At 67.8% G+C, this 26,357-nt stretch carries 26 protein-coding genes; 12 read left to right on the top strand and 14 right to left on the bottom strand.

Annotated elements, in window-relative coordinates; all coding sequences use genetic code 11:
- Positions 1 to 5 precede the first annotated feature (5 nt).
- The 5 genes from H7V21_RS07440 to H7V21_RS07420 all read left to right on the top strand — a co-directional run bounded on the left by H7V21_RS07440 (position 6) and on the right by H7V21_RS07420 (position 5,562).
- Positions 6 to 773 (top strand): cytochrome b/b6 domain-containing protein, encoded by a 768-nt coding sequence (locus tag H7V21_RS07440; RefSeq protein WP_188056188.1) that lies wholly within the window; start codon positions 6 to 8, stop codon positions 771 to 773.
- Positions 770 to 1,531, top strand: coding sequence for a molybdopterin-binding protein (locus H7V21_RS07435; protein ID WP_188056187.1), 762 nt, complete (start codon positions 770 to 772; stop codon positions 1,529 to 1,531). The genes H7V21_RS07440 and H7V21_RS07435 overlap by 4 nt, the downstream gene beginning before the upstream one ends.
- Before the next feature lie 57 nt (positions 1,532 to 1,588).
- Positions 1,589 to 2,818, top strand: coding sequence for an SAM-dependent methyltransferase (locus tag H7V21_RS07430; RefSeq protein ID WP_188056186.1), 1,230 nt, complete (start codon positions 1,589 to 1,591; stop codon positions 2,816 to 2,818).
- Between the two features lie 157 nt (positions 2,819 to 2,975).
- Positions 2,976 to 4,304: an MATE family efflux transporter gene (locus tag H7V21_RS07425; protein WP_262504056.1), complete on the top strand. Its 1,329-nt coding sequence runs from the start codon at positions 2,976 to 2,978 to the stop codon at positions 4,302 to 4,304.
- A gap of 37 nt (positions 4,305 to 4,341) precedes the next feature.
- Positions 4,342 to 5,562, top strand: a complete 1,221-nt coding sequence (locus H7V21_RS07420; RefSeq protein ID WP_188056185.1) for an argininosuccinate synthase — start codon at positions 4,342 to 4,344, stop codon at positions 5,560 to 5,562.
- A 61-nt stretch (positions 5,563 to 5,623) separates the two neighbouring features.
- On the opposite strand, the gene H7V21_RS07415 is transcribed toward H7V21_RS07420, so the two are convergent.
- Positions 5,624 to 6,382, bottom strand: a complete 759-nt coding sequence (locus tag H7V21_RS07415) for a carbonic anhydrase (RefSeq protein ID WP_188056184.1) — start codon at positions 6,380 to 6,382, stop codon at positions 5,624 to 5,626.
- Positions 6,383 to 6,657: 275 nt separating this feature from the next.
- Between H7V21_RS07415 and H7V21_RS07410 the strand changes: the two genes are divergently transcribed.
- Complete coding sequence (locus H7V21_RS07410; RefSeq protein WP_188056183.1) at positions 6,658 to 8,496, top strand: M61 family metallopeptidase; 1,839 nt, start codon at positions 6,658 to 6,660, stop codon at positions 8,494 to 8,496.
- Between the two features lie 9 nt (positions 8,497 to 8,505).
- Here H7V21_RS07410 and H7V21_RS07405 read toward each other — a convergent pair whose 3' ends face one another.
- On the bottom strand, positions 8,506 to 9,717 hold the full coding sequence (locus tag H7V21_RS07405) for a glycosyltransferase family 2 protein (RefSeq protein WP_188056182.1): 1,212 nt from the start codon (positions 9,715 to 9,717) through the stop codon (positions 8,506 to 8,508).
- A 154-nt stretch (positions 9,718 to 9,871) separates the two neighbouring features.
- Here H7V21_RS07405 and H7V21_RS07400 point away from each other — a divergent pair, with 154 nt between their 5' ends.
- Genes H7V21_RS07400 through H7V21_RS07390 form a run of 3 tightly spaced genes read left to right on the top strand, consistent with a single transcriptional unit; the run spans position 9,872 to position 13,949 of the window.
- On the top strand, positions 9,872 to 10,489 hold the full coding sequence (locus tag H7V21_RS07400; protein ID WP_188056181.1) for a class I SAM-dependent methyltransferase: 618 nt from the start codon (positions 9,872 to 9,874) through the stop codon (positions 10,487 to 10,489).
- 16 nt (positions 10,490 to 10,505) lie between these two features.
- Positions 10,506 to 12,254, top strand: a complete 1,749-nt coding sequence (locus tag H7V21_RS07395; RefSeq protein WP_188056180.1) for a hypothetical protein — start codon at positions 10,506 to 10,508, stop codon at positions 12,252 to 12,254.
- Positions 12,255 to 12,311: 57 nt separating this feature from the next.
- Entirely contained in the window at positions 12,312 to 13,949 is a 1,638-nt protein-coding gene (locus H7V21_RS07390) for a hypothetical protein (protein WP_262504055.1), read from the top strand.
- Here H7V21_RS07390 and H7V21_RS07385 read toward each other — a convergent pair.
- Entirely contained in the window at positions 13,930 to 15,084 is a 1,155-nt protein-coding gene (locus H7V21_RS07385; RefSeq protein ID WP_188056179.1) for a GNAT family N-acetyltransferase, read from the bottom strand. The genes H7V21_RS07390 and H7V21_RS07385 overlap by 20 nt on opposite strands.
- A gap of 99 nt (positions 15,085 to 15,183) precedes the next feature.
- Here H7V21_RS07385 and H7V21_RS07380 point away from each other — a divergent pair, with 99 nt between their 5' ends.
- Positions 15,184 to 16,260, top strand: coding sequence for a glycosyltransferase family 2 protein (locus H7V21_RS07380; RefSeq protein WP_188056178.1), 1,077 nt, complete (start codon positions 15,184 to 15,186; stop codon positions 16,258 to 16,260).
- On the opposite strand, the gene H7V21_RS07375 is transcribed toward H7V21_RS07380, so the two are convergent.
- A complete protein-coding gene (locus H7V21_RS07375) occupies positions 16,191 to 16,922 on the bottom strand; it encodes a class I SAM-dependent methyltransferase (RefSeq protein ID WP_188056177.1) in 732 nt (243 codons plus the stop codon). The genes H7V21_RS07380 and H7V21_RS07375 overlap by 70 nt on opposite strands.
- A gap of 1 nt (position 16,923) precedes the next feature.
- A complete protein-coding gene (locus tag H7V21_RS07370) occupies positions 16,924 to 17,346 on the bottom strand; it encodes a GtrA family protein (protein ID WP_262504054.1) in 423 nt (140 codons plus the stop codon).
- Positions 17,347 to 17,439: 93 nt separating this feature from the next.
- On the opposite strand from H7V21_RS07370, the gene H7V21_RS07365 reads away from it, so the two are divergent.
- Positions 17,440 to 19,251, top strand: a complete 1,812-nt coding sequence (locus H7V21_RS07365; protein WP_262504053.1) for an AcrB/AcrD/AcrF family protein — start codon at positions 17,440 to 17,442, stop codon at positions 19,249 to 19,251.
- A 3-nt stretch (positions 19,252 to 19,254) separates the two neighbouring features.
- On the opposite strand, the gene H7V21_RS07360 is transcribed toward H7V21_RS07365, so the two are convergent.
- The 7 genes from H7V21_RS07360 to H7V21_RS07330 form a co-directional block, all read right to left on the bottom strand.
- The gene (locus tag H7V21_RS07360) at positions 19,255 to 19,893 is read right to left on the bottom strand and encodes a MarC family protein (protein ID WP_188056176.1); all 639 of its coding nucleotides are present in this window, start codon (positions 19,891 to 19,893) and stop codon (positions 19,255 to 19,257) included.
- Positions 19,890 to 20,489: a hypothetical protein gene (locus H7V21_RS07355; protein ID WP_262504052.1), complete on the bottom strand. Its 600-nt coding sequence runs from the start codon at positions 20,487 to 20,489 to the stop codon at positions 19,890 to 19,892. Before H7V21_RS07355 ends, H7V21_RS07360 begins: the two co-directional genes overlap by 4 nt.
- Positions 20,486 to 21,361, bottom strand: coding sequence for a bifunctional methylenetetrahydrofolate dehydrogenase/methenyltetrahydrofolate cyclohydrolase FolD (gene folD / locus H7V21_RS07350; RefSeq protein WP_188056175.1), 876 nt, complete (start codon positions 21,359 to 21,361; stop codon positions 20,486 to 20,488). Before folD ends, H7V21_RS07355 begins: the two co-directional genes overlap by 4 nt.
- A complete protein-coding gene (locus H7V21_RS07345) occupies positions 21,358 to 21,660 on the bottom strand; it encodes a DUF167 domain-containing protein (RefSeq protein ID WP_188056174.1) in 303 nt (100 codons plus the stop codon). Before H7V21_RS07345 ends, folD begins: the two co-directional genes overlap by 4 nt.
- Before the next feature lie 7 nt (positions 21,661 to 21,667).
- Positions 21,668 to 21,970: a YggT family protein gene (locus H7V21_RS07340; protein ID WP_188056409.1), complete on the bottom strand. Its 303-nt coding sequence runs from the start codon at positions 21,968 to 21,970 to the stop codon at positions 21,668 to 21,670.
- 81 nt (positions 21,971 to 22,051) lie between these two features.
- A complete protein-coding gene (argB, locus tag H7V21_RS07335) occupies positions 22,052 to 22,951 on the bottom strand; it encodes an acetylglutamate kinase (RefSeq protein WP_188056173.1) in 900 nt (299 codons plus the stop codon).
- A gap of 10 nt (positions 22,952 to 22,961) precedes the next feature.
- Positions 22,962 to 23,624, bottom strand: a complete 663-nt coding sequence (locus H7V21_RS07330) for a queuosine precursor transporter (RefSeq protein ID WP_188056172.1) — start codon at positions 23,622 to 23,624, stop codon at positions 22,962 to 22,964.
- Between the two features lie 119 nt (positions 23,625 to 23,743).
- On the opposite strand from H7V21_RS07330, the gene H7V21_RS07325 reads away from it, so the two are divergent.
- Positions 23,744 to 25,021, top strand: a complete 1,278-nt coding sequence (locus H7V21_RS07325) for a NupC/NupG family nucleoside CNT transporter (protein WP_188056171.1) — start codon at positions 23,744 to 23,746, stop codon at positions 25,019 to 25,021.
- Here H7V21_RS07325 and H7V21_RS07320 read toward each other — a convergent pair whose 3' ends face one another.
- Both H7V21_RS07320 and H7V21_RS07315 read right to left on the bottom strand, forming a co-directional pair.
- Positions 25,022 to 25,639 (bottom strand): exopolysaccharide biosynthesis protein, encoded by a 618-nt coding sequence (locus H7V21_RS07320; protein ID WP_188056170.1) that lies wholly within the window; start codon positions 25,637 to 25,639, stop codon positions 25,022 to 25,024.
- Positions 25,640 to 25,698: 59 nt separating this feature from the next.
- Positions 25,699 to 26,322 (bottom strand): hypothetical protein, encoded by a 624-nt coding sequence (locus tag H7V21_RS07315; protein WP_262504051.1) that lies wholly within the window; start codon positions 26,320 to 26,322, stop codon positions 25,699 to 25,701.
- Positions 26,323 to 26,357 lie beyond the last annotated feature (35 nt).

The raw sequence follows: 26,357 nt of genomic DNA, 5'->3' as shown, positions 1-26,357 counted from the left end.
ATGCGATGCAAGCGCCCGCCCCCGAGCCTGATGCGCAGGCGGCCGAGCCGCCGCGCAGCGTCTATCGCCATGCGGTGGCGACGCGCATCTGGCATTGGATCACCGCACTGACAATCTTTGTCCTGATCGGCAGCGGCATGGTGATCTCCGATGCGCATCCGCACCTTTATTGGGGGCACTATGGCGCCAATTTCGACGAACCCTGGCTGAGCCTGCCGCGCTTCACCGACTGGGGGCTGTTCGGCTGGGACATGCAGATCACCATTCCGAGCTATTACAGCCTGGCGATGGCGCGCCGCTGGCATCTGCTGTTCGCGCTGGTGCTCGGTTTCGGGCTGCTGATCTTCATGATCTGGAGCCTCGCGAACCGCCATTTTCAGCGCGATCTGCGCGTGCGGCGGCGCGAACTGCGGCCGGGCGCGCTCTGGGCGGATCTCCGGGCGCATGCGACGCTGCGGTTCCACGATCCCGATGATCCGGGCGCCTACAACAGCTTTCAGAAGCTCTCCTATGCAGGCGTCATCTTTGTGCTGTTGCCGGTGGCGATCTTCTCCGGCCTGGCGATCGCGCCCGGAATGGATGCCGCCTGGCCGTGGCTGCTCGATCTGTTCGGCGGGCGGCAGAGCGCGCGCTCGGTCCATTTCATCGCCGCCGCGCTGCTCACGCTCTTCATCGTCGTCCATCTCGCGCTGGTGATCCTTGCCGGCCCGGTGAACGAGATCCGTTCGATGCTCACCGGCCGCTGGCGCGTGCCCGAGGAGGACCATTCATGACTCGCCTGATCACGCGCCGCACGCTGATCGGCGGACTGGCCGCCGGCGCGGGCGGGATGCTCGCCGGATGCGATTCGATCACGCAGAGCGATACCGGCCGCAGCGTGCTGTTCACCGGCGAGCATATTCACAAGGCGCTCCAGCGCGGGCTGATGACGCGCCGCGCGCTCGCCCGCGAGTTTTCGCCGGAGCAGATGAGCCCGCACTTCCGCACCAACGGCAACACCAATCCGAACACGCCGGAATATGAGGCGCATTTCGCGAACGGCTTTGCCGATTGGCGCTTGAGAGTCGACGGACTGGTGCGCCGGCCGCTTGCGGTCAGCCTGGCGCAGCTTCAGGCGCTGCCGCAGCGCGCGCAAATCACTCGGCACGACTGCGTCGAAGGGTGGAGCGCGATCGGCAAGTGGCAGGGGCCCCGGCTGGCGACTCTGCTCGACGCTGCGCGGCTCGATCCGCGCGCCAACTATATCGTCTTCCACTGCGCCGACAGCTTCGGCGGCACCCGCTACTACGAGTCGATCGATCTGGTGGATGCCTATCATCCGCAGACGATCCTCGCCTGGGCGATGAACGACCGGCTGCTGCCGCGCGGACACGGAGCGCCGGTGCGACTGCGCGTCGAGCGGCAGCTCGGCTACAAGCACGCCAAGTTCGTCATGCGAATCGAAGCGGTCGAATCGCTCGACGCGATCGGCGGCGGGCGCGGCGGTTATTGGGAGGATGCTGCTGGCTATGCCTGGTATGCGGGGATCTGAGACATTGCCGCTGAAGCCGATGGCGCGTCGCAGCATTTTTCGGTAGGTGCCGCTGCCATGGCAGTGATCGATCGATTGTTCGCGCGTGCCTTCCGGCGCGGCCTATTGACCGTAGTGCATCCCGACGGCAGCCGACGGACCTTCGGCGAGCCGGACCCCGAACTCCCCTCCGCCACCATCCGGCTGTCGCGCGGTGCCGCCGCCGCGATCCTGCGCGACCCAGGGCTGGGCCTGGCCGAGGCGTTCATGGACGGTCGGCTTACGATCGAACAGGGCGACATCATGGGCGTGCTGACGCTCGCCATGGCGAACAGTCCCTGGGAGGCAAACGACACGCTGCTTCTTCCCGGGCCGTTGCGCCGCAGCGTCGATGCGATCGGGCATCGCCTCGGCCGGATCAACATGCGGCGGCAGGCGAAGCGCAACGTGGCGCACCATTACGACCTCTCCGATCGCCTCTACGATCTCTTCCTCGATGCCGACCGGCAATATAGCTGCGCCTATTTCTCCGATCCGGCGAACAGCCTCGAGCAGGCACAGGCCGACAAGAAGGCGCATATCGCGGCGAAGCTGGCGATCGAGCCGGGGATGCGCGTGCTCGACATCGGCTGCGGCTGGGGCGGGATGGCGCTCTATCTCCACGCCAAGACCGGTGCCGATGTCACCGGCATCACTCTGTCCGAGGAACAGCTGAAGGTGGCGCGCCGCCGCGCCGCCGAAGCGGGTGTTTCGGACCACGTCCGCTTCGAGCTGATCGATTATCGCGACGTCGCGGGCAGGTTCGACCGGATCGTCTCGGTCGGCATGTTCGAACATGTCGGGCCCCCGAACTATCGCACCTTCTTCGCCAGGTGCCGCGAACTGATGACGCCCCAGGGAGTGATGCTGATCCACACGATCGGCCGGCTCGGAAAACCCGGCGTCACCGATCGTTTCACCTCCAAATACATCTTCCCCGGTGGCTATATCCCGGCGCTGTCCGAGATCGCGCGCGGCTATGAGGGCATGCGCTATTTTTTGACGGATGTAGAAGTGCTGCGCCTCCACTATGGCATCACGCTCCAGCACTGGTACGACCGGACCGTCGCCGCGCGCGAGGCGATCGTCGATCTCTACGACGCGCGCTTCTATCGCATGTGGACCTTCTATCTCGCCGGAGCGTGCCTTTCGTTCCGCTACGGCGGAATGGCGAATTACCAGCTCCAATTCTCCCGCGCGCGCGACACGCTGCCGATCACGCGCGACTATATGATCGACGCCGAGCGGGCACTGCGTCAGGACGGATAGGCGGCATCTTCGTGGCGATCGCCGCCGAAGCCGAACTTGGCGGGGCCGAGAGCCACGGTACCCACGCCTCGTATAGACGCAGGATCCTTCCGCGGCGCGACTGGCACCCCGCTGCCACCGCTGGTGCCCGCCGCTTCCCGGCAGTAGGGCGGCATTGATGTCCCGCCCGCTCAGTCGCCGTGCGATCTTCGCCCAGGCCTGGCCGATCATGCTCGGCCAGACGACGGTGCCGCTCGTCGGGCTGGTCGACACTGCGGTGGTCGGCCGCACCGGCGATGCCGCTGCGCTTGCGGGTGTCGCGCTGGGCGCCGCGATCGTCAACTTCCTGTTCTGGAGCTTCGGCTTTCTGCGCATGGGAATGACGGGGCTCACTGCGCAGGCGGAGGGCGCCGGCGACGCCGCCGAAGTGCACGCGATGCTGGCGCGGGGGCTTGCCGCGGGGCTCGCGCTCGGGGTGCTGCTCGTCCTGTTGCAGACGGTGCTGATCCCCGCTTCGCTCGCGCTGCTGTCCGGTGGCGAAGGACTGGACGCCGCGGCGCGGGGCTATGTCACTGCGCGCTTTCTCGGCGCGCCTGCCGCGCTCGGGGTGTTCGCGATCAACGGCTGGTTGCTGGGGCTCGGCCGGACCCGCGCGGCGCTGCTGCTTCAGATCGTGATGAACGTCGTCAACGCGGGGCTCGACACACTGTTCGTCTGGCAGTTCGGCATGGGCGCCGAGGGCGTCGGGCTGGGAACCGCGCTTGCCGAATGGACGGCGCTGGCGGTGGGGCTGGTGATCGCCGCGCGCCTGCTGGGCGGACGGGCGCTGCTCGATCTGCGCGGCAAGGGCGTGTTCGCGCTCGAAGCGATGCGGCGGCTGTTCGGCGTCAATGCAGCGATCATGATCCGCACCGTCGCGCTGCTCACTCTCTTCGCCTGGTTCACCAATGCCGGCGCGCGGCTGGGCACGGTTCCGCTCGCGGCTAACCATGTGCTGCTGCAGTTCGTGTCGGTCTCGGCCTTCGTGCTCGATGGTTTCGCCTTCACTGCCGAGTCGCGGGTCGGAATCGCGATCGGCGGCGGCGCACGGGCGGATTTTGCGCGCGCAGTTCGGCTGACCGGCGAATTTTCGCTGGCGGCGGGCCTGTTCTTCGCAGCGGCGTTCCTGATCGCCGGGCCGCCGCTGATAGATCTGCTGACGACCGATCCGGAGGTCCGGGCGACGGCGCGGGCCTTCCTGCCGATGGCGGCGGCCGTGCCGCTGGTCGGCATGCCGGCGTGGCTGCTCGACGGCGTGTTCATCGGGGCGGCGCAAGGACATGCGCTGCGCAACGCGGCGCTGCTCGCGACGGGGCTCTACATCGCGACCGATCTGCTGTTCCGCCCGTTCGGTCTCGCGGGCGCCTGGACTGCCTTCGTGCTCGCCTATGTCTATCGCGCGGCCGCGCTGGGCGTCTATTGGCCCGGGCTTTCGCGGAGCATTGCGGAACCCGCGCCTCGCTCCTAGAGCGCGGGACGATTTCCTGCCGATCTGGAGTTTCCGCATGGCCGACAAGATCAACCGTATCGTCCTTGCCTATTCGGGCGGGCTCGACACCAGTGTGATCCTGAAGTGGCTGCAGCAGAATTATCAGGCGGAGGTCGTCACCTTCACCGCCGATCTGGGGCAGGGAGAGGAGCTGGAGCCTGCCCGCGCCAAGGCCGAGCTGATGGGCGTGAAGCCCGAGCACATCTACATCGACGATCTGCGCGAGGAGTTCGTCCGCGATTTCGTGTTCCCGATGATGCGCGCCAATGCGCTCTACGAGGGGCTCTATCTGCTCGGAACGTCGATCGCGCGCCCGCTCATTTCCAAGCGGCTGATCGAGATCGCGCATAAAGTGGGCGCCGACGCGGTCGCGCACGGCGCCACCGGCAAGGGCAATGATCAGGTCCGCTTCGAGCTTTCGGCCTATGCGCTCGATCCGGACATCAAGGTGATCGCCCCCTGGCGCGAATGGGATCTCACCAGCCGCACCGCGCTGATCGACTTCGCCGAGAAGCACCAGATCCCCGTGCCCAAGGACAAGCGCGGCGAAAGCCCGTTCTCCACCGACGCGAACCTTCTCCACACCTCGTCCGAGGGCAAGGTGCTCGAGGATCCGTGGGACGAAGTGCCCGATTACGTCTATTCGCGCACGGTGAACCCCGAGGACGCGCCCGACGCGCCCGAATTCATCACCATCGATTTCGAAAAGGGCGACGGCGTCGCGCTGAACGGGCAGGCGATGTCGCCCGCCACGCTGCTGGCCGCGCTCAATGAGCTGGGGCGCAAGCACGGCATCGGCCGGCTCGATCTGGTCGAGAACCGCTTCGTCGGGATGAAGAGCCGCGGCATGTACGAGACGCCGGGCGGCACCATTTATCACCTCGCGCATCGCGGCATCGAGCAGATCACGCTCGATCGCGGCGCGGCGCACCTCAAGGACGAGCTGGCACCGCGCTATGCCGAGCTGATCTACAACGGCTTCTGGTTCAGTCCCGAGCGCGAGATGCTCCAGGCGGCGATCAACCACAGCCAGGAGAAGGTCGCGGGTACCGTCCGGCTCAAGCTCTACAAGGGCGGCGTTTACGTCGTCGGGCGCAAGTCGCCCAACACCCTCTATTCGGAAAAGGTCGTCACCTTCGAGGACGATCAGGGCGCCTACGACCAGCGCGACGCGGCGGGCTTCATCAAGCTCAATGCGCTGCGGCTGCGGCTGCTGGGGCGGCGGGATCGGGGGTAGGAAGTCGGGGCGGGGCAGCCGGCGACTGCAAGCCGGCTGCGGCGCCGCTCCGTACTCCGGCTCAGTCCGAGTGCAGGATGAATCGTCGGTTGAGCGGCTGCACCGGCCGGGCGTTGTCGGCATAGAGGCGCGCCAGCGCGGCGATCTGCTCGGGCGAGCCGGTGATCGGCTGCTCCATCACGAACCAGTCGACGGTCTCGCTGCATGGCGGGGTCGTCAACGATCCGGCATAGCGGTACACTGCCGGCTCCTGTGGAAGCAGATTGGTGATGGCGAGCCGCGCCGCGGCGCCGCGCTCGCCCTCGAGTTCGTCGAGCACTGCCTGCAGCGCCGGATTGGCCGCGCCTTCCTGCACGAAGACGCCGATCACGCCGAGCATCCCATCCTCGCGTCGATGCACGAAATGGGCCTCGAGCGGGAAGCGCCTGCCTTGCAGCAGATGTTCGGCGGGCGTGTGGAAATGGAACTGAAGCAGCTCGTAGCGGTGATCTCTGCTGGTGAAGCCGCCGGCATTGGCCACGTTCACTTGAACACCATGGCCGGTGTCGACGACTTCGCCCTCCACCGGCTGCCAGCCGATCGCCACCGGCCCCAGCGCGGCAGGAATGGCGTCGTGCAGGTCCACCGGCGATCCCTGCCGGCCGGTAGTGCACAAGGCATAGTCTTCGCTGATCTCGCCCCAGGCGGAGGGCCCCGTGGCGCCTTCATAGCCCCACGTGGCGCCATGTGCGCCTGTGGCGGGCGGCGTGTCGGCCACGGTGCAACCCGCCAGCGCGGCGGCGCCCAGCAGCATGGCGATCGATCCGGATCTGATGGCCATTTTCTTTCCTTTCTCGTCTGTCTCCTCAGTATGGATCGACTCAGGAAAGGGCTTCGCGAGGCTCGGCGGCGCGCGCCCTTCTGTTCCGATCACTCTTCGCCAACGGGCCTGTCGCCAAAGGGTTCTGAGCAGAAGCAGGGTGCGTCGGCCGGCGCCGCCTTCGCCTGTCGCCTCGCGCCTTGACGATCCGCCCCCATGGACTGCCGCCCTCCGCCGCTCCATAAACGCGCACGCGGCGCCGCGTGGAGGCGCTGCCAAGCGGAGGGATCGGAACGATGCGGAATTGGGCGACGGGTGCGGCGGTTGTGGCGCTGGCGATGGCGGGTTCGGCGCATGCGCAGGATAGCGCACCGGACGCGCCGGTCTCCTATGACGTCTCCTTTCCCGAGGCGGAGCATCACGAGGCGCGGATCACCGTCACCTATCGCGACCTGCCCGCCGAACCGGTCACCTTCCGCATGTCGCGCTCGTCGCCGGGGCGCTATGCGATCCACGAATTCGCCAAGAACGTCTATTCGGTTTCCGCGGTCGACGGCGCGGGCAATCCGCTGCCGATCGCGCGCACCGATCCCTACAGCTGGACGGTGCCCGAGCATGACGGGACGGTGGCGCTGAGCTACACGCTCTATGCCGATCGGGCCGACGGCACCTATTCGCAGATCGACACTACCCATGCGCATCTCAACATGCCCGCCACCTTCCTGTGGGCCGAGGGGCAGGAGGAGCGCCGCATCCGCGTGCGGTTCGAGCCGCTGGAAGGCGCCGACTGGAAGGTCGCGACTCAGCTGCCGGCGGTCGACGGCGAGGCGAATGCCTATTGGGCGCCCAACCTCCAATATTTCATGGACAGCCCCACCGAGCTGAGCGACCACATGGTCCGCGAATGGCAGGTGGGCGACCAGACAATCCGCCTCGCAATCCATCACCAGGGCAGCGCCGAAAGCGCCGATCGCTTCGCCGAAATGGCCAAGCGCGTCGTCGATGCGCAGATCGCCGTCTGGGGCGAGCTGCCGCGGTTCGACTATGGCAGCTACACTTTCATCGCCGATTATCTGCCGTGGGTTTCCGGCGACGGAATGGAGCATCGCAATTCGACGATTCTCAGCAACACGCGCGGGCTCGAAGCGGCGAACTATCAGCAGATCGGCACGCTCAGCCACGAGTTCATTCACGCCTGGAACGTCGAGCGGCTGCGCCCTGCGGAACTGCAACCGTTCGATTTCACCCAAGCAAATCCCACGCCTTCGCTATGGTTCGCCGAGGGCTTCACCAGCTATTATGCGCCGCTGGCACTGATCCGGGCCGGCGAATGGGACCTCGGCCAGTTCCTCAATGTGACCGGCGGAACACTCAACTACATCGTCAACGCTCCCGGCCGCCGCTATGGCTCGCCGCAAGAGATGAGCCTGCGCGCTCCGTTCGTCGATGCGGCGACGGCGATCGACCCGGTCAACGAGAGCATCTTCACCTCCTACTATCCCTATGGCCAGATCATCGGGCTCGCGCTCGACCTGACGTTGCGCCAGCGGTTCGAGGGCGTGACGCTGGACGATTACATGCGCCTGCTGTGGGAAACGCACGGACGCTCCGAGCGGCCCTATACGCCCGATGATCTGCAGGCGGCGCTCGCGCAGGTGACCGGCGACGCGGCCTTCGCCGAGCAATTCTTCGCCGAGACCATCGAGGCGAGCGGCTTGCCCGATTTCGCGCCGCTGCTCGCGCAGGCGGGCCTTTCCTACGAGCTGGCGCGGCCCACGGCAGCCTGGGCGGGACCGGTCGGGCTCGAAGCGGGCGAAGGAGGCGTGCGCGTGACGCAGGCTCCGCCGCCGGGATCGCCGCTCTATGCGGCTGGCGTCGACACCGGCGACACCATTCTGGCCGTCGATGGCGCCGCCGTGGCGGACCCCGGCGCCTGGAGCGCCGCCACGCAGGCGCGTGCGCCCGGCGACCGGGTGGTCGTGGCGGTCCGCCGCCGCGATGGAAGCGAAGTCGCCCTGCCGATGACCTATGCCGCCGATCCTGCAATCACGATCGTGCCGTTTGAAGCCAAGGGGATGCCGCTGACCGATGCGCAGCGCGCCTTCCGTCAGGCGTGGCTGGGCACCGCCGGATAGCCACTGCGCTCAGCGGCGCGGCTGATCGAGCAGGCCGATGAAGAAGGCAGTCACCACCGTTTGCACGCCAAGGCAGCCGAGCAGCATCGACGGGATGGTGAGCCGCATCAGATCCGCCGGGTCCATCGCGCCGAATCCGCTCTGCGCCCAGATCGCCGTCGCAAGTCCCGCGCCGGCGATCCCACCCGCCAGCATCAGCGCACCGGCGATGCACGCCCGCTCGACGGTGAACCAGTTGCGCACGCGGCGCATCAAGCCGCTTTCGGGCCAGAGTCCTGCGATCGCGCCATAGCGCCGCGCGAGCACGCTGAGGCCCACCAATTGCGACCCGATCAGCACTGCCATCGCCGCGAAGATCATCGTGTGCACGCCCAGTCGGATCTGGCCGAGTGCGACGTCGCCGGGGAGCAATCCGATCACGCCCAGCAATCCCGCCGCCGCGAGCGCCAGCCCCGGATAGAGCAGCAGCCACTTCGGAGCATAGATCAGCAGGAAGCGCAGATGCCGCCATCCGTCGCGCCAGGTGCGCAGGTGCGGCGGGCGGCTGCGCCCGTCGGGCTGAAGCGTGGTCGGCACTTCGCGAATGTCGAGCCCGCGCAGCGCGGCCTTCACCACCATCTCGCTTGCGAATTCCATTCCGGGCGCGGTCAGACCCAGGGCAAGCACCGCGTCGCGGCGGAACGCACGCAAGCCGCAGTGAAAATCGCCAACGCGCGTGCCGAAGAAGGTCCGGCCGACGAAGCTGAGCACCGGATTGCCCAGATATTTGTGGAGCGCCGGCATGGCGCCGGGCGCGATGCCGCCGCGGAAGCGGTTGCCCATCACCAGGTCGGCGCCCGCGCGAAGGCTTTCGACGAACGGCAGCAGCGCTTCGAAATCATAGCTGTCGTCGGCATCACCCATCGCCACATAGCGGCCGCGCGCCGCGGCGATTCCGCCGATCAGTGCGGCGCCATAGCCGCGTGCCTCTATCGCCACGATCCGCGCTCCCAGCGCGTTGGCGATCTGCTGCGAACCGTCGGTCGAGCCATTGTCGGCGACGATGATTTCGCCCGCCACGCCATGCCTTGCGAGAAACGCATTGGCCTTCTTGATGCAGACCGCCAGCGTCTCCGCCTCGTTGAGGCACGGCATCACGATCGAAAGCTCGATCGGTGCGGCAGCGCTGGACGGCGTAGGAGTGCGCGGCAGTGGCCGGGCGCGGGCAGGGGCGGCGGACATGGCGGCGTCTCCAACGGGTTGTCCGGGAACTAGGATGCCGCCCCCGAAGAAGTGGTTAACGCACCGCTCCTGCCAATCCGAAACGCGGCGCCGTTAACCATCCTTCAAGGCGGATGCCGCAGGAGAAGACGGACCTGCCACTCGAGGGAACGCGATGCTCAAGCGCCTGCATGCCCGTATCGTGTTCGGCCGCCGCGTTCGAAAGCTCTCGGTGGCGGTGGCGCAGCGCCTGCCGCACGGTGCGCGCGTGCTCGATATCGGCGCGGGCAGCGGCGACCTCGCGCGGCGGGTGATGGCGCTGCGGCCCGATGTGACGATCGAGGGCGTCGACGTGCTCGTGCGTCCTGACACTGCCATTCCCGTCCGGCCCTATGACGGCGTCAGCCTGCCCTTCCCCGACGCCGGTTTCGACGCCGCGATCCTCGTCGATGTGTTGCACCACACCGACGATCCGGGCGCGGTGCTGGCAGAGGCCGCGCGGGTCGCGCGCCATGTCGTCGTGAAGGACCATTTCCGCGACGGCCTCGCCGCCGGCGCGACGCTGCGGCTGATGGACTGGGTGGGCAACGCCGCCCACGGGGTTCGCCTGCCTTACAACTATCTTTCGCGGCGTGAATGGGCAGCGCTGTGGCGCGAGCGCGGGCTCCTGCCCGGCGAGCTTGCCGATCGGCTCGCGCTGTATCCGGGGCCGCTCGGCTGGTTCTTCGACCGGCGGCTCCACTTCGTGACGGTGCTGACCGCCGGCGGCGGAGCAGCCGGGATCGCGCGCTGACCGACAGGAGCGGACCATGACGTTCGACGGCCGCCGCAAGGATGCGCTCACGGCAGCGGCGTTCGCGTTGCTGCTCGCCGCCTGCTGGGTCGCGCGCGACTGGGCACAGCTGCGCTGGCTCAACCTTCCGGATACCGACGACATGATGCGGCTCGCGCAGGTCCGGGACTGGATCGCGGGGCAGGGCTTTGCCGACTGGACTCAGTATCGGCTGGCGCCGCCGGCCGGCGCTCCGATGCACTGGTCGCGGCTCAACGATCTGCTGCCGGCTGCGCTGATCCTGACGGCGCGGCCGTTGCTCGGTCAGTCGAATGCCGAACTGATGGCGGTGATCGTCGCGCCGACGCTGCTGTTCGCCCTTTATCTCACTCTCTCCGCTCGGATGGCTCGGCGCATCGGGCCTCCCGCAGGCGCGCTTCCGGCGATCGTGATCGCGGCGCTGGCCTATCCCGCCAACGCTTTGTTCCTGCCGGGCCGAGTCGATCATCACGCGCTGCAGGTCGTGCTGCTCCAAATCGCTCTCCTGGCGGTGATGCGCCGCGGCGGCTGGCGGTCGGGTGCGGTTGTGGGCGCGATGGTGGCGCTAAGCTTCGGGATCGGGCTCGAGACCGCGCCCCAGCTCGCCGCGCTCGTCGGAGCGTTCTTCCTGCTCTGGCTTGTGCGAGGAAAGGAGGAGCGTGCGCGGGCGATCGGCTTCGGAGCGATGCTGACGGTGGCCACGCTGGCGCTGCTGCTGTTCGCGCGTCCGAGCTACTGGAGCGCCGAATGGTGCGATGCCTTCACGCCTGCCTCCGTAACCGGGGCGGTGGCGGTTGGGGTCGCATGGCTGGTGCTGGGTGCACTCACGCCGGCGTTGCGCGATTGGCGCCTGCGGTTCGCCGTCGGAGCTGGGCTCGGCACTGTGGCGCTGGCGGCCACGCTCGCGAGCTATCCGGTGTGTCTCACCGGTCCCTATGGACCGATGGGGCCGTTTCTTCAGCACGCGATCATCGACAGCATTCCCGAGGCAATCGGGGTCTTCGAACAGCCCAAGGTTTCCGCAGCGATTCAGGCGGCGGCGCTGCTGACGATCGCGCTGATCGTTTTCGCGCTTCGCCTTCGCCGGGCCGATGCCGCGCAACGGCTCGCGATGCTGCCGCTCGGCGCCGTCTATCTGGCGAGCGCAGTGATTCTGCTGTTCCAGCTGCGCGGCGCCTATATGGGCTCGGCGGTCGCGGCGCCGATGCTCGCGCAGCTCGTGCTCGCCGCCCGGGCTCGCGCGCCGCGCTGGCGTCCGTTCGCGCTTGTCGGCGCCTGGTGTGTGTCGGCGGGCGTGCTCTGGCTGGTCGTCACCGGCTGGATCGAGGAGCAGCTTCGCCCCCGCATCGCCGCCGCGACCGAACAGGCGGAGTCGTGCAAACAGGGCGATGTCTGGCACCGGCTGAACGCTTATCCGGCCGGAACCGTGATGACTGCGATGGATCATGGTGCGCGGGTGATCGGCGGAACCCACCACGCCTCCGTCGGCGCCGGCTATCATCGCAACAACCGGGGCAATCTGGCCAGCTATCGCTTCTTTCTCGCCGCGCCCGAACAGGCGCGAGCGATCGCGGCGGAGTGGCAGGTGCGCTATATCCTCTTCTGTCCGGGCGACTTCTCCGAAGTCGGCGTGCCCCATGCGCGGCCGGGCAGCCTGGCCGCGCAGCTCTCACGCGGCGAACCGCCCGCATGGGCCGAGCCGCTCCCCTTGCACGACACTGGCCTTCGCTTCTATCGCATCCGCTGAATTGGCGCGGCGCGGCGCGGAGCGCTTCGCGTCGCGGTTGCGGGGGATGCGGGCGCCTTGGAGACGACGGACCGGCACAGGCTGGAAACGCGCAGCTGGTGGCAGACGCGCTGGTTCGTGCTGTTCGCGGCGCTGGCATCGGCCGTGCCGCTGCTCTGGCCCGACATTCCTCCGCTCGTCGATCTGCCTGGTCATATGGGGCGCTATCGGGTCCAGCTCGACCGCGACACCTATCCCTGGCTGAACGACTGGTATGACTTCCAGTGGCAGCTGATCGGCAATCTCGGAGTCGATCTGCTCGTCGTTCCGCTTGCCAAGCTGTTCGGTCTCGAGCTTGCGGTGAAGCTGATCGTTCTGACGATCCCGCCGCTTACGGTGACGGGCCTGTTGTGGATCGCGCGCGAGGTGCACGGGAAGATCCCGGCGACCGCGCTGTTTGCGCTGCCGCTCGCCTACAACTTCCCTTTCCAATTCGGCTTCGTGAACTTCGCGCTGTCGATGGCGCTGGCGCTCAACGCCTTCGCGCTGTGGCTGCGGCTGGCGCGGCAGGGCCGGTTCGTGCTGCGGAGCTGGCTGTTCATACCGCTGAGCTGCCTCATCTGGCTGACCCACACCTTCGGATGGGGAACGCTGGGCGTGCTTGCCTTTTCGGCCGAGCTGATCCGCCAGCACGACGTGCGCGTGCGCAAGGGCGCGCGATGGCACGAGGATTTCGTTTCGAGCTGGATCGTCCCGTGGTTCCGCGCGGGCATCCAGTGCCTCGTGCTGGCGCCGCCGGTCCTGCTGATGTTCGCCTGGCGGACCGGCGATCACGTCTCCGGCCAGACCGCCGACTGGTTCAACTGGCGCGCGAAGATGCAGTGGGTCACCATGGTGTTTCGCGATCGCTGGCAGCTGTTCGATCTCGCCAGCCTCGGCGTGCTCTATCTGATCCTGTTCAAGGGCGTTCGCGACCCGAACATCGAATATTCGCGCAACCTGCTGCTTTCCGCGCTGTTCCTGCTCGCGGTCTATCTGCTGCTGCCGCGAATCGTGTTCGGCTCGGCCTATGCCGACATGCGGCTGGCGCCCTATATGATCGCGATCGGGCTGGTCGCGCTGCGGCCCAAGCCCGGGCTTTCGATGCGCGGCGCGGCGCTCGTCGCGGCGGCGGGGCTCGCCTTTTTCCTTGTGCGGATCGGCGGCACGACGTGGAGCTATGCGCTGTTCGATCGCAGCTATGATCGCGAGCTTGCCGCACTGGAGGAACTGCCGCCCGGATCGCGGGTCGTCACCTTCGTGGGGTATAGCTGCGCCAACCCGTGGAAAATGTCGCGGCTCGAGCACATTCCCGCGATGGCGTTGGTGCGGCGGCTTTCCTACAGCAACGATCAATGGTCGATGGCCGGGGCGCAGCTTCTCACCGCGCGCTATCGCGCGGCGCGCGGTTTCCGTCAGGATCCGTCGCAACTCATCACGCCGCGTCAGTGCCGGGGCCAGTGGTGGCGCCCCGCGGATCGCGCGCTGGCGCGGTTTCCGCGCGACGCCTTCGACTATGTCTGGATCGTCCAGCCGCCGCGCATCGATCCGGCGTTGATGCAGGGGCTGGAGCCGGTGTGGCGCAGCGGATCGAGCGGCCTCTACCGCGTCGATCCTTCGGTGCCGCCGCCCGCAGGCGAGGCGCCGCGTGCGCCCCTTACGCCGAGGCCTTCCTGAACGGCATCAGTTCGCCCAGATACTCCTCTTCCGCCGCGACTGCCTCGCGCTCGCGGTCCAGATAGTCGGCGACGGCGCGCCGGAAACCGGGATCGGGCAGATAATGCGCCGACCAGGTGCGCACCGGCGCATAGCCGCGCGCCAGCTTGTGCTCGCCCTGCGCGCCTGCCTCGACGCTGGAGAGACCGCGCGCGATCGCGGCGTCGATTGCCTGATAATAGCAGAGCTCGAAATGGAGGAACGGCACGTCCTCGACGCACCCCCAATAGCGGCCATAGAGCGTGTCCGCGCCGATCAGGTTGAGCGCGCCGGCGATCGGCCGGCCGTCCCGCTCGGCCAGGATCAGCAGCACCTTGTCGCCCATCGCCTCGCCGAGCATCGAGAAGAAGGGCCGGGTGAGATAGGGGCGGCCCCATTTGCGGCTGCCGGTATCCTGGTAGAATTCCCAAAAGGCGTTCCAGTGCGCCTCGGTGATCGCCGCGCCGCTCAGATGGCGAACGGTGATGCCGCTCTCCAGCGCCGCGGCACGCTCCTTGCGGATCGCCTTGCGCTTGCGGCTGGCAAGGTCGCCGAGGAACGCGTCGAAGCTGTCGTAGTCCCGGTTGGCCCAGTGGAATTGCGTGCCGGCGCGTACCAGCCAGCCGGCCCGTTCGAACTCCGGCAGCTGTTCGGGCGCCACGAAAGTGGCGTGCGCCGACGACAGGCGGTTCTGGTCGGTCAGCGCCTCGATCGCGGCGATCAGCGCGGCGGCGGCCGCCTCGGGTGCGTCGGCGCGCAGCAGCAGCCGCGGGCCCGGTACCGGCGTGAACGGCACCGCCACCTGCACCTTGGGATAATAGCGACCGCCGGCGCGCTCCCAGGCATCGGCCCAGGCATGATCGAACACATATTCGCCCTGGCTGTGCGACTTGGCATAGGCGGGGGCCACCGCGACCGGCATACCCGCGGCATCGTCGATCACCAGCGGCATCGACTGCCAGCCGGCGCGTGGCGTCGCCGAGCCGGATCGCTCGAGGATCGACAGAAAGGCGTGGCTGACGAACGGGTTGCGACTGCCGGCGCAGGCGTCCCAGTGCGCCGCCGGGATCGAAGCGACACCATCGGCGATGCGGGCAGTGATGGGAAGGGCGCTCACGCGCACGAATGTAGGAGGCGCTGAGCTACAGGCAATCGCCTGCGCCCGGATCATCGTCGCTGATGACGTGTCCCGCGCGCTCCGCTAAGACGCGCGCCCATGAATCGTCCCCGGCTTTCCGTAGTCGTCCCCTGTTACAACGAGGAGGGCTGTCTCGACGCGCTGCATGCGCGCGTATCGGCCGCGGCGCGCACCGCCATGGGCGACTCCTACGAGATCGTCTTCGTCAACGACGGATCGAAGGACGCGACCTGGCAGGTGATGCAGCGGCTGGCCGCCGCCGATCCGCACCTTGTCGCGATCAATCTGTCGCGCAACCACGGCCATCAGCTCGCGCTGACGGCGGGGCTCGATCTCTGCGCCGGCGACGAGATCCTGATCATCGACGCCGATCTCCAGGATCCGCCCGAGCTGCTTGCCGACATGCGCGCCACCATGGCGGCGCAGCAGGCCGACGTAGTCTATGCCGTGCGGCGCAGGCGCGAAGGCGAGACCTTCTTCAAGAAGCTTACGGCGGCGGCCTTTTATCGTGTGCTCGACCGCGTGACCGACACGCCCATTCCGCTCGACACCGGCGACTTCCGCCTGATGAGCCGCCGCGCGCTCGACGCTTTCCTCTCGTTGCCCGAGCAGGCGCGGTTCATCCGAGGGATGGTCGCCTGGATCGGCTTCCGCCAGGTGCCGTTCGTCTATGACCGGGCCGAACGCCATGCGGGCGAAAGCAAATATCCGCTTGGCAAGATGATCCGCTTCGCGCTCGACGCGGTCACGGGATTCTCGACGGCGCCGCTGCGCTTCGCCAGCCATGTCGGCCTGTGGCTGACGGCGGCGTCGGTGCTGCTCGTGCTCTACATTGCGGTCGGCTGGCTCAGCGGGTCGGCAGTGCAGGGCTGGACCTCGACGATGCTCGTCGTCGTGCTGCTCGGCGCGGTGCAGATGTTCGTGCTTGGCATGATCGGCGAATATCTCGGCCGGCTCTACGTCGAATCGAAGCGACGCCCGCTCTATCTGGTCGCGGACGTGGCCGGGCCGGTGCAGGGCCATGCCCGGCTGGGCTATCGCTATCAGGATTCGGGCGCGGTCAGCGTCTCGCCGCAGGTCTGGGATCAGCCCGAGGGCGAGGCGAGCACGATCAGCGACAGTCCGGGCGAGAACGGGATACGCCCGAGCGCGTGACGCTCGAGGCGGAAGATCCGTTCGAACGCCGCGTTGAGCGGGGCAGGCGGCGGCGAATCGTCGCTATCGTCCTTGCCGGTCAGCTTGCCCGCCAGGCGTGCCGCGACCGCAGCGGGAAACAGCAGCGAGTTGAAATAGCCGAGCTTGCGCCAGCGCAGACCGGCCGCGCGCAGCGCCGCCTTCAGCGTCTTCTTCGAATAGCGCCGCTGGTGATGGTTCACCGTGTCGTGCGCGCTCCACATCCATTGATGGGCAGGGACGGTGATCAGGATCTTCCCGCCCGGCTTCAGGCATTGCGCCATCGCCCGCAGCGCCGCGACGTCGTCCGCCACATGCTCGACCACGTCGAGCACGGCGATCAGATCATAGGCGCCGCGCGGCACGTCTCCCAACTCGGGCAGCGGCGCGGTGCCGACCGGTTTTCCCAGCCGCTCGGCGGCCATCGCGCCCGCCGTTTCGTCGATCTCGATCGCGTCGACTTCGCCGAATCGCGCGAGCATCGGCAGGTTGTGGCCGGTGCCGCAGCCGATCTCCAGAATGCGCGCGTCCCGCGGCAGACCGCCCCAGCGCTTCAGATAGTCCGCCAGCACCTCGCGGCGCGCGCGATACCACCAGTGGCTGGTGTCGTGCTGCGCCATCCGCTCGTAGACGATCCGTTCCATATCAGCCGAACACCCATTGCCGGTTGAGCGCGAAAGTGGCGAGCGGCGTCACGAACAGCAGCGGCACCACCGGTGTCCATTCCGGAAGCCCGAGCAGCGCGACGCAGAACCACGTCCAGAAGGCGTTGAGGCCATAGCTGATCAGGCTGACGACGAAGAAGCGAGTCGTGGTTCGCCGCACATCGTCGCGCCGGCCGTGGCCCTTGAAGCTCCAGCGGCTGTGGAGGACATAGCCGACCGCGACGCAGACCAGATAAGCGCCGAACATCGCCGCCTGCGGGTGAATCGCCGTCGAGAGCACGAGTCCCGTGTAGAGTGCGCCGCCCAGCAGGGTTACGCCGCCGCCGGTGATGCCATAGCGGATCAGCTGGCCGAGAAGGCCGCTGTCCCGCATCGCCTGCACCCGTCGAACGATCGCCGTCACGTCTGTCCTGCTCTTTCGCCCGCCGCACGAACGGAAGGAGTTTCCGTCGGGCGTCGAGCGCACTAAGGCGCCGGAGAGCATAGGGGAAGCCTTTTGAAGCGCTTGGGATGGGGCGGGTTCCGCCTCGATCGGGAATTGGATCGCCACTGGCTGCGCTGGGCGCTGCTTGCCTGGGCGGCGGTGGCCGTCTGGTATCTGTGGCAGCGCTGGCCGCAGGTCCAGTGGCTCGCGCTGGGCGATACCGACGATAATATGCGGCTGATGCAGGTCCGCGCCTGGCTGGCCGGGCAGGGGTGGTACGATCTGCGCCAATATCGGCTCGATCCGGCGTTCGGCGGGTTCGACATTCACTGGTCGCGGCTGGTCGATTTGCCGCTCGCCGGCCTGATCCGACTGTTCAAGCCGTTCGTGGGGACCGCCTGGGCCGAGCGGCTCGCCTCCGGCATCGCGCCGCTGCTGCCGTTGGCGGTGGTGATGACGGCGCTTTCCGTGACGGCGCGGCGGCTGATCGCGCCCGCGGCGTGGCCGGTCGCGCTGATCGTGCTGATGGGCTGTACCTCGACCATGTTGATGTTCGCGCCGTTGCGGATCGATCATCATGGCTGGCAGCTCGCCTGTCTTGCCGTCACGGTCGCCGGGCTCGCCGATCCGCGGCGCGCACGCGGCGGCGCCACCGTCGGCCTTTCGAGCGCGGTGTCGCTGACGATCGGGCTCGAGATGCTGCCCTATTGCGCGATGGCCGGAGCGATCGTCGCGCTACGCTGGATCTGGGACGCGGCCGAGGCGCGCCGCATGCTCGTCTATGGTCTCACTCTGGGCGGCGGCAGCGCGCTCGGCTTCGCGCTGTTCGCCTCGCACGCCAATCAGGCGATGCGGTGCGACGCGCTGACTCCGGTGTGGCTTTCGGTGATGGTAGCGGCGGGGCTGCTCCTGTTTCTGCTCGCGCTCGCCAATCCGAGCGCGCGCTGGGCCCGGCTGGGCCTCGCGGCAGTCGCGGGCGCCGCCATTCTGGGGGGCTTCGCGGGCCTCTACCCGCAGTGTCTCGGGCGGCCCGAGGGCGTCAGCCAGGCGCTCGCCGACACCTGGCTCAACAATGTCCGCGAGGCGCGGCCGATCTATCGGCATCCGCTGCGCACTGCCTTTCCGGTCGCGGTGCTGCCGGTAATCGGCATCCTGGGCGCCTTGTTCGCTACCTGGCGGTGGCGGCGGAGCGAGCGGGTGGTCGGCTGGGCGGCGATCGCGCTGTTCACTGCGTTCGCGGCGGCGATGCTGCTCTGGCAGGTGCGCGCCGGTCCCGCCGCGCAGATGCTGAGCGTGCCGGGGGCGACGGCGCTCGTCTGGGTGGTGGTGCCCTGGTGCCTCGGGCACCGTTGGATCTGGGTGCGGATCGGCGGGTCGGTGGCGGCGTTTCTGCTCGTCTCGGGGCTCTTCGCGGGATTCGTGCTGCGCTATCTTCCGCAGGATCCGCCCAGCAACCGCAGCGTCGCGATTCGCAACGCCAATGCGAGCTGCGCGCGTTTCTGGGCGATGCAGCCGCTCGACCGGCTGCCGCGCGGGACGATCTTCACGCAGGTCGATCTGGGACCGCGCCTGATCGCGCTCACGCGGCACAATGCGGTCGCCGGCCCCTATCATCGCAACGAACGCGCGATTCTCGACGTGCATCGCGCCTTCACCGGATCGGCCGAGCGCGCGCGAGGGCTGATCGCACGGCACCAGGCCGATTATCTCCTGATCTGCCGCGACATGTCGGAGACCACCGTCTATCGCGCGCGCAATCCGAACGGATTCTATGCGCAGATCGTCGGCGGTCGGGTGCCCGAGTGGATCGAGCCGATCAGCCTGCCGGAAAACTCGCCCTTCCTTTTGTTCCGGGTCGAGCGGGAGCGACGCGCGGGAGCGTGATCGTCAGGCGACAGCCGCCGCGCCGCCGGCGGTGAGGCTCGCCCGCACCCCGTCGATCACGAATTGCGTGGCGAGCGCCGCCAGCAGCACGCCGAGCAGCCGCGTGATCATCGCTTCGATCTTTGCGCCGAGCAGCCGCATCAGCGGGCCGGCAGCAAGCAACGCGCCCAGCGTGAGCAGCAGGATCGTCGCCATCGCCGCCAGGATGACGCCCGAGCTCTCCGGATGCTGCGACGTCAGCAGCATCACGCTGGCGATCGATCCGGGCCCGGCGATCATCGGCATCGCCATCGGGAAGATCGAAATGTCGTCCTGTTCGGGATCGGCGGCGACCTTCTGCGCGCGATCCTCGCGTCGCTGAGTGCGCTTCTCGAACACCATTTCGATCGCGATCAGGAACAGCATGATGCCGCCGGCGATCCGGAAGCTGTCGAGACTGATGCCGAGTGCGCGCAGCAGCTCTTCGCCGGCGAGCGCGAAGAACAACAGGATCGCGGCGGAGACGAGCACGGCACGAATCGCCATCGTACGCCGCTGGACCGTGGTCGCGTCGGAAGTCAGCCCGGCGAAGATCGGCGCGCAGCCGGGCGGATCGATCACGACGAAGAACGTGATGAGCGCGGAAACGAACAGTTCGATCATGCGCCGGACCCCACTTCGTCGTAGATCACTCGTTCGAACGCGCTGCCGTTCCACAGGTTGGTGAAGAACCGGCGCGATCCGTCGTCGAACACCGTCCAGCCCCAGCGCAGCGTGCCGTCGCGCGAGGCGCCGTTGCCCTGTCGTGCACCGAGCGACGGGATCACGGCGACCGGCGGCACGGCGGAGCAATCGGCCGTACGAACCTCGACTCGCTCCGGCAGTGCTCGCCCGCCGTCGACGATGTCGCCATGGTCGAGCGCCCATTTCCAGCTGCCGTCCGGCTGCCGCTCCCAAACCGTGCTGAAATAGCCGCTCGCATGCGGCCGCGCCCAGGACCCCGTGTTCACCGCCACGCTGCCGTCGCACGAGACGAAGCTGCGCGCCGGCCACCATTGCACGGCGATCGGGGGCTCCTCGGCGGGAAGCGCGCGATGGGGATTGGCGGGCGCGGGCATGAAGATGACGCCATCCGTATCGGCGAAGCGCCGGAACGCCGCCCATTGCCCCTCCACCTGCGCCGCCGTGCTGAACGCGCGCTCGGCGTCGAGCGCGGTTTCGGGGTCGCCGGCGATGAGGAGCAGCGCCACTGCGATCACAGCGCCTCCTCGTCGAGCGGCACGGCCTCGCGACGGTGCGCGGCGACCAGCGTGTTCCGGAGCAGACAGGCGATGGTCATCGGGCCGACGCCGCCGGGCACAGGCGTGATCGCGCCCGCCACTTCCACCGCGCTGTCGAAATCGACGTCGCCCACCAGGCCGCCCTCGGTGCGGTTGATGCCGACGTCGATCACGGTGGCGCCCGGCTTCAGCCAGTCGCCGGGCACGAACCGCGGGCGGCCCACGGCGGCGACGACGATATCGGCATTGCCGACGTGCCGTGCGAGATCCCGGGTGCGCGAATGGGCGATCGTGACGGTGCAGCTCTTCGCCGTCAGCAGCGCGGCCATCGGCTTGCCGACAATGTTCGATCGGCCGATCACGACCGCGTCCTTCCCCGCAAGCTCGCCCATCTCGTCCTCGAGCAGCATCAGACAGCCGAGTGGCGTGCAGGGCACGAAACCCGGCAGGCCGACCGCGAGCCGCCCCGCGTTCACCGGATGGAAGCCGTCGACGTCCTTGTCCGGATCGATCCGCAGCAGCACCGCCTCGGTGTCGAGATGGCCGGGCAGCGGGAGCTGGACGAGGATGCCGTCGACCTTCGGGTCCGCGTTCAGCCGATCGACGAGCGCGATCAGCGCCTCCTGGCTCGTGTCGGCGGGCAGGCGATGTTCGAAGCTCTCCATGCCCGCCTCGCGCGTCATCCTGCCCTTGTTGCGGACATAGACCGTCGAGGCGGGGTCCTCGCCTACCAGCACGACTGCGAGCCCCGGCGCGCGGCCCGCTTGCTCGCGAAATGCGGCCACTCCGGCGCCGACGCGGGCGCGCAGCCCGGCCGCGAACGTCTTTCCATCGATGATCCGGGCGCTCATGCGGCCGACCCATAGTGGCTGGCGGCGATCTGTGCCAGCGCCTGCGACTCGCCTTCGATCGTCAGCCGCTTGAGCCGCGCCGTGTCGCCGGAGATCAGCGTCACCGCGCGTCTGGAGACGCCGAAGCTGCGGGCGGCAAGCGCGACCAGCGCCGCATTCGCGGCACCGTCGACGGGCGGTGCCGTCAGCCGGGCGGCGAAATGCTCCTCGGTTCCCGCGGCGAAGCTGTCGCGCGCGGCGCGCGGCGTCACGCGCACCGCGATCTCGATCCCGTCCTCCCGCAGCCGCCAGGCCGGCATGCTCGGCTCAATAGGCCGCGCTGGCCAGGCTGTAGAGGATCTGCCGGATGACGATCTCGTTGAGGATGTAGAGCAGCAGCAACACCACAAGCGGCGACAGGTCGAGTGCGCCGAAATCGGGCAGGACTCGCCGGACCGGCCGGTAGATCGGCTCGGTCAGCGTGCGCAGCGCGTTCCAGACGGTACGGACGAAATCATTGTAGGTGTTGATCACGTTGAAGGCGATCAGCCACGAAAGGATCGCCTGGACGATGATGATCCACCACAGCACGTTCAGCAGGAGCTGGACGATCTGCAGCAGCACGATCAGGAAGGCGTTCAAGCAAGGTCTCCAAACACGCGTGTTGCCGTGGTTATAGGATCGCCCGGCCGCGCGGCAAGGGCGGCGCCCCTATTTGTGTACGAGCGTGCCCGCGCCGCGGCGGGTGAAGATTTCGAGCAGCATCGCGTGCGGGACGCGCCCATCGAGGATGACGGCGGCGTCGACTCCCGCGGCGACGGCGGCGGTGCAGGTCTCGACCTTGGGAATCATGCCGCCGAAGATCGTGCCGTCCGCCTTGAGATCGGCGATCTGCGCCGCGTCGAGATCGGTCAGCAGCGCACCCGACTTGTCCATCACGCCGGCCACGTCGGTCAGCAGGAAGAAACGCGATGCGTTGCAGGCGCCGGCGATCGCGCCGGCCATGGTGTCGGCATTGATGTTGTAGGTGTTGCCGTCGGCGCCCAGCGCCACCGGCGCGACCACCGGGATGAACCCCTCGCGCGCCAGCGTGCCCAGGATCGTCGGATCGACCGCGACGGGTTCGCCGACGAAGCCGAGATCGACGTGCCGCTCGATACCCGAATTGGGATCGGGCTCGCTGCGCTTGACCTTCTCGGCGACGACGAGCCCCGCATCCTTGCCCGAGATACCGACCGCGCGGCCGCCGGCTTCGGCGATCCAGGCGACGATCTCCTTGTTGATCTTACCCGCCAGGACCATTTCGGCGACTTCGGCGGTCGCCGCATCGGTGACGCGCAGGCCGCCGACGAACTGCGATTCGACTCCCAGGCGCTTGAGCATCGATCCGATCTGGGGGCCGCCGCCATGGACGACGATCGGATTGATGCCGACCGCCTTGAGCAGCACGACGTCCTCTGCGAAGTCGCGCGCCAGCTCCGGATCGCCCATCGCATGGCCGCCATATTTCACCACGAAGGTCTTGCCCGCGTAGCGCTGGAGATAGGGCAGCGCCTCGGTGAGTGTCTCTGCCTTGGCGAGCAGCGCGGGATCGGGCGAATGGTCGGTCATCGCGGGACGCTTAGGGCCGCGCCGCGCCACGGTCCAGCGAACGACCGATCCACACGACCAGATAGATCAGCAGCGGCACCAGCAGCGCCGACAGCACGACCTTGGCAAGCATCTGGCCGATCAGCAGGCTGGTGACGTCGAACAGGCCGTAGAAGGCGACGAACACGAACACGAGCGTGTCGACGATCTGGCTGAGCACGCCCGCCACTGCCGAGCGGAACCAGAGCAGGCGCGATCCTTCGCTGCCCTTCAGGGCCGCGAAGATGGTGACGTTCAGCGTCTGCGAAATGCCATAGGCCAGGATGCCGCCGATCCAGATCCGCCAGGTCGAAAAGAGAATTCCCTGAATCGCTGTCAGTGCCTCGGGCCGTTGTTCGATCATCTCGCTCGACGGCGGCAGTGCATAGACGAGTAGCGAGAGGAGCAGCGAGACGATCAGCGGGATGAAACCGAACTGCACCAGCCGGTTGGCGACCGCGCGGCCGTGTAGCTCGGCAACGGCGCTGGAGACCACCACCAGCAGCAGGAACGCGAAGATTCCGGCCTCGACGGCGAGCGGACCGAGCGCGACCTGCTTGTTCCCCAGCACGCCGGCAATGCACACCATGCCTCCGTAGAAGATGGAGAGGACGAAGAGCGAGCGGGAGATCACGGGCGGAGTGGCGGTCGTCATCGCGTGGTGCTAGCGGGATTTTCGCAGTCGCGGAAGCGCCTAGCCGATTCGGCGCCAGCATGTATGGTGGCGCGCCATGTCGCCGGCGCCGCCGGCCTCCCGGGGAATGAACGCCACCAATGACCGAGTTTCCGATTGGCATCGTCGGGATCGCCGCAATCCTGGCCATTGCCTTCCTGCTTTCGACCAACAAGCGGGCGATCCGGTTGCGCGTCGTGGCCGCCGCTTTCGCGCTTCAGGTCGGAATCGCAGTACTGGTGCTGTACGTCCCTGCCGGTCGTCTGGCGATCGCGGCGATGGCGCGCGGCGTTTCGGCGCTGCTCAGCTATGCCCAGGCAGGCACCGATTTCCTGTTCGGCCCGCTCGCCTCGCCCGAAATCGGGGGGACGAGCTTCGCCATTTCGGCACTGCCGGTGATCATCTTCTTCGCCAGCCTGGTCGCGGTCCTCTACCATCTGCACATCATGCAGTTCGTCATCCGCTGGGTGGGCGGCGCGATCGAGAAGGTGATCGGCGTTTCCAAGGTCGAATCGCTGTGCTCGGCCGCCAACATCTTCGTGGGGCAGAGCGAATCGCCGCTGGTCATCCGTCCCTATCTCGCCAGTCTCACTCCGTCGCAGCTCTTCGCGATCATGTCGGTCGGCATGGCGGGCGTGGCGGGGACCATCCTGGCCGCCTATGCGACCTTTCTCGGCGCGGACTATCTGCCCTATCTGCTCGCGGCGTCGTTCATGGCGGCGCCGGGCGGGCTGTTGATGGCCAAGATCATCATGCCCGACGCGCTCCCGCCGAAGGATGGCAACCATGCGCGCGAAACCGATCCGATCGCGCGTGAGGAGGAAGTGATCCGCGCGGCCGAAGTCGTGGCGGAGGAAACGCCTGCCGCGAACGTGATCCAGGCCGCCGCCGAAGGCGCGCAGACCGGCGTGCGAATCGCAGTCGCCGTCGGCGCGATGGTGCTGGCGTTCGTCGCGCTGGTCGCGCTGGCCAACGGGCTGCTCGGCGGTGTCGGAAGCTGGTTCGGATATCCGGAGCTGAGCTTCCAGGCGATCATCGGCACCGTGTTTTCGCCGATCATGTTCCTGATGGGAATTCCCTGGGAAGAGGCCGATATCGCCGGGGGCCTGTTCGGCACCAAGCTGGTGCTCAATGAATTCGTCGCCTTCATTCAGCTCGGCGAGCTTGGAGATATCTCGGAGCGGACGCGCGCGATCGTCACCTTCGCGCTGTGCGGTTTTGCCAATTTCAGTTCGATCGCGATCCAGATGGGAACGACCGGCAGCCTGGCGCCCAATCAGCGGCCGATGATCGCGCGGCTGGGGATCCGGGCGCTGATCGCGGGCAGTCTCGCCAATCTGATGAGCGCCGCGCTCGCGGGGTTGCTGCTGCAATTCTGATCAGCCGAGCAGGGCAGGCAGGTTCGTCGTCACGACGTAGAGGCTGCCGCCGGTCGCCGCGAAACCGAACAGCATCAGCAGCCCGTCGCGCGCCGTCAGGCCGAGACCGAACAGGAGAATCGCGCTCGCCGGCAGCGCCGCGGCGAACGGTAGCAGTTCGAGCGGCGGCATGGCGAAACCGAGCAGCATGCAGCACAGCGCCGCCAACCACTCGGCGGGCCGCGTCGTGGCGAAGGTGAGGCGTCGGCCGACGAGCGCGTCGATCCTCGCGAGCAGGCCCTTCGCCTTGTCGCGCGCCTTTTCGACCTTGCCCTTCGAGACGCCGCGGCGACGAATGAAGCCGGGCGCCCAGGGGTGCCGCCGACCGATCAGGATCTGCACCGCGATCAACATGGTGAGGAGGCCCATCGACGTGGGCACGCCCGGAATGCCGCCGATGGGGGGAAGGATCGCGATCAGCGCGAAGATGCAGAGAAGCGGCCCGAACCCTCGGCTGCCGAATGCGCTCAGCAACGTGCCGATCGTGACATCGCCATTTTCTTCCGAATCAATCGCTTCGTCGAGCAGGTTCTCGAGCGGTTTTCCGGAGTCTGCAGTCTTTTCCGCCTGAGCGGCCATCCCGATGTTCCCTGACCGTTGCCGGTCCGGAACGCCTCAGCAGCAGCTTGTCTCCACGATCAGAGCTTGCCGAACCGCTCCTCATAGGCAGCGATATCGCCCTTCGCGAGCAGTTCGGCCTGTTCGATCCAGCGATCGCGCTCGAGCCTTCCGCGGAAGTCGCCGAGTTGCGCGTCGAGTGCCGCGGCATCTTCCGGCGAAAGCGCCGCAATCTGTTCGAATCGCGTGATGCCGAGGCCGTTCAGGCGCTCGGCCAGCCGCGGGCCCACTCCCTTCATCCGAGTGAGGTCGTCGCTGGCCGGCGCGGGAGCGGACGCTCCTGCGGGCGGGACGGTTTCCGTGGCCGGCTCGGGCCGAGGCTGCGGCACTGGTTCCGGCTCCGCCGCGGGCACTTCGGCATCGGCGACGGGCGGAGGGGCGGGCGCGACCGGCGGTGCCGCGATCGTGCGCTCGGTCTCGGACGGTGGCTCGGCAACTGCGGCTTCGTCGACATATCTCGCCTGGCCGCTCTGGGTCAGCTCGTGCTCGGCGGCACGCCGTTCGCGCGCGCGCCGCGCTCCCCACAGAAGCACTGCGAGCGCCACCAGGACTCCGATCGCGATCAGAACGAAGGGCAGCGTCAGATATTCCGGCGCACCTTCGATGATGGGCGCGGCCGTGGCCGATGTCGATTGCTGGTTCATTGCCCTCCCTCCGGCGTCATGCGGTTGCCGTACTG

This window comes from Sphingosinithalassobacter sp. CS137 (assembly GCF_014334115.1).
Lineage (GTDB): Bacteria > Pseudomonadota > Alphaproteobacteria > Sphingomonadales > Sphingomonadaceae > Sphingomonas.
Note: the sequence above shows the minus strand (reverse complement) of the source record. Positions and strands in the feature narration are given on the sequence as shown.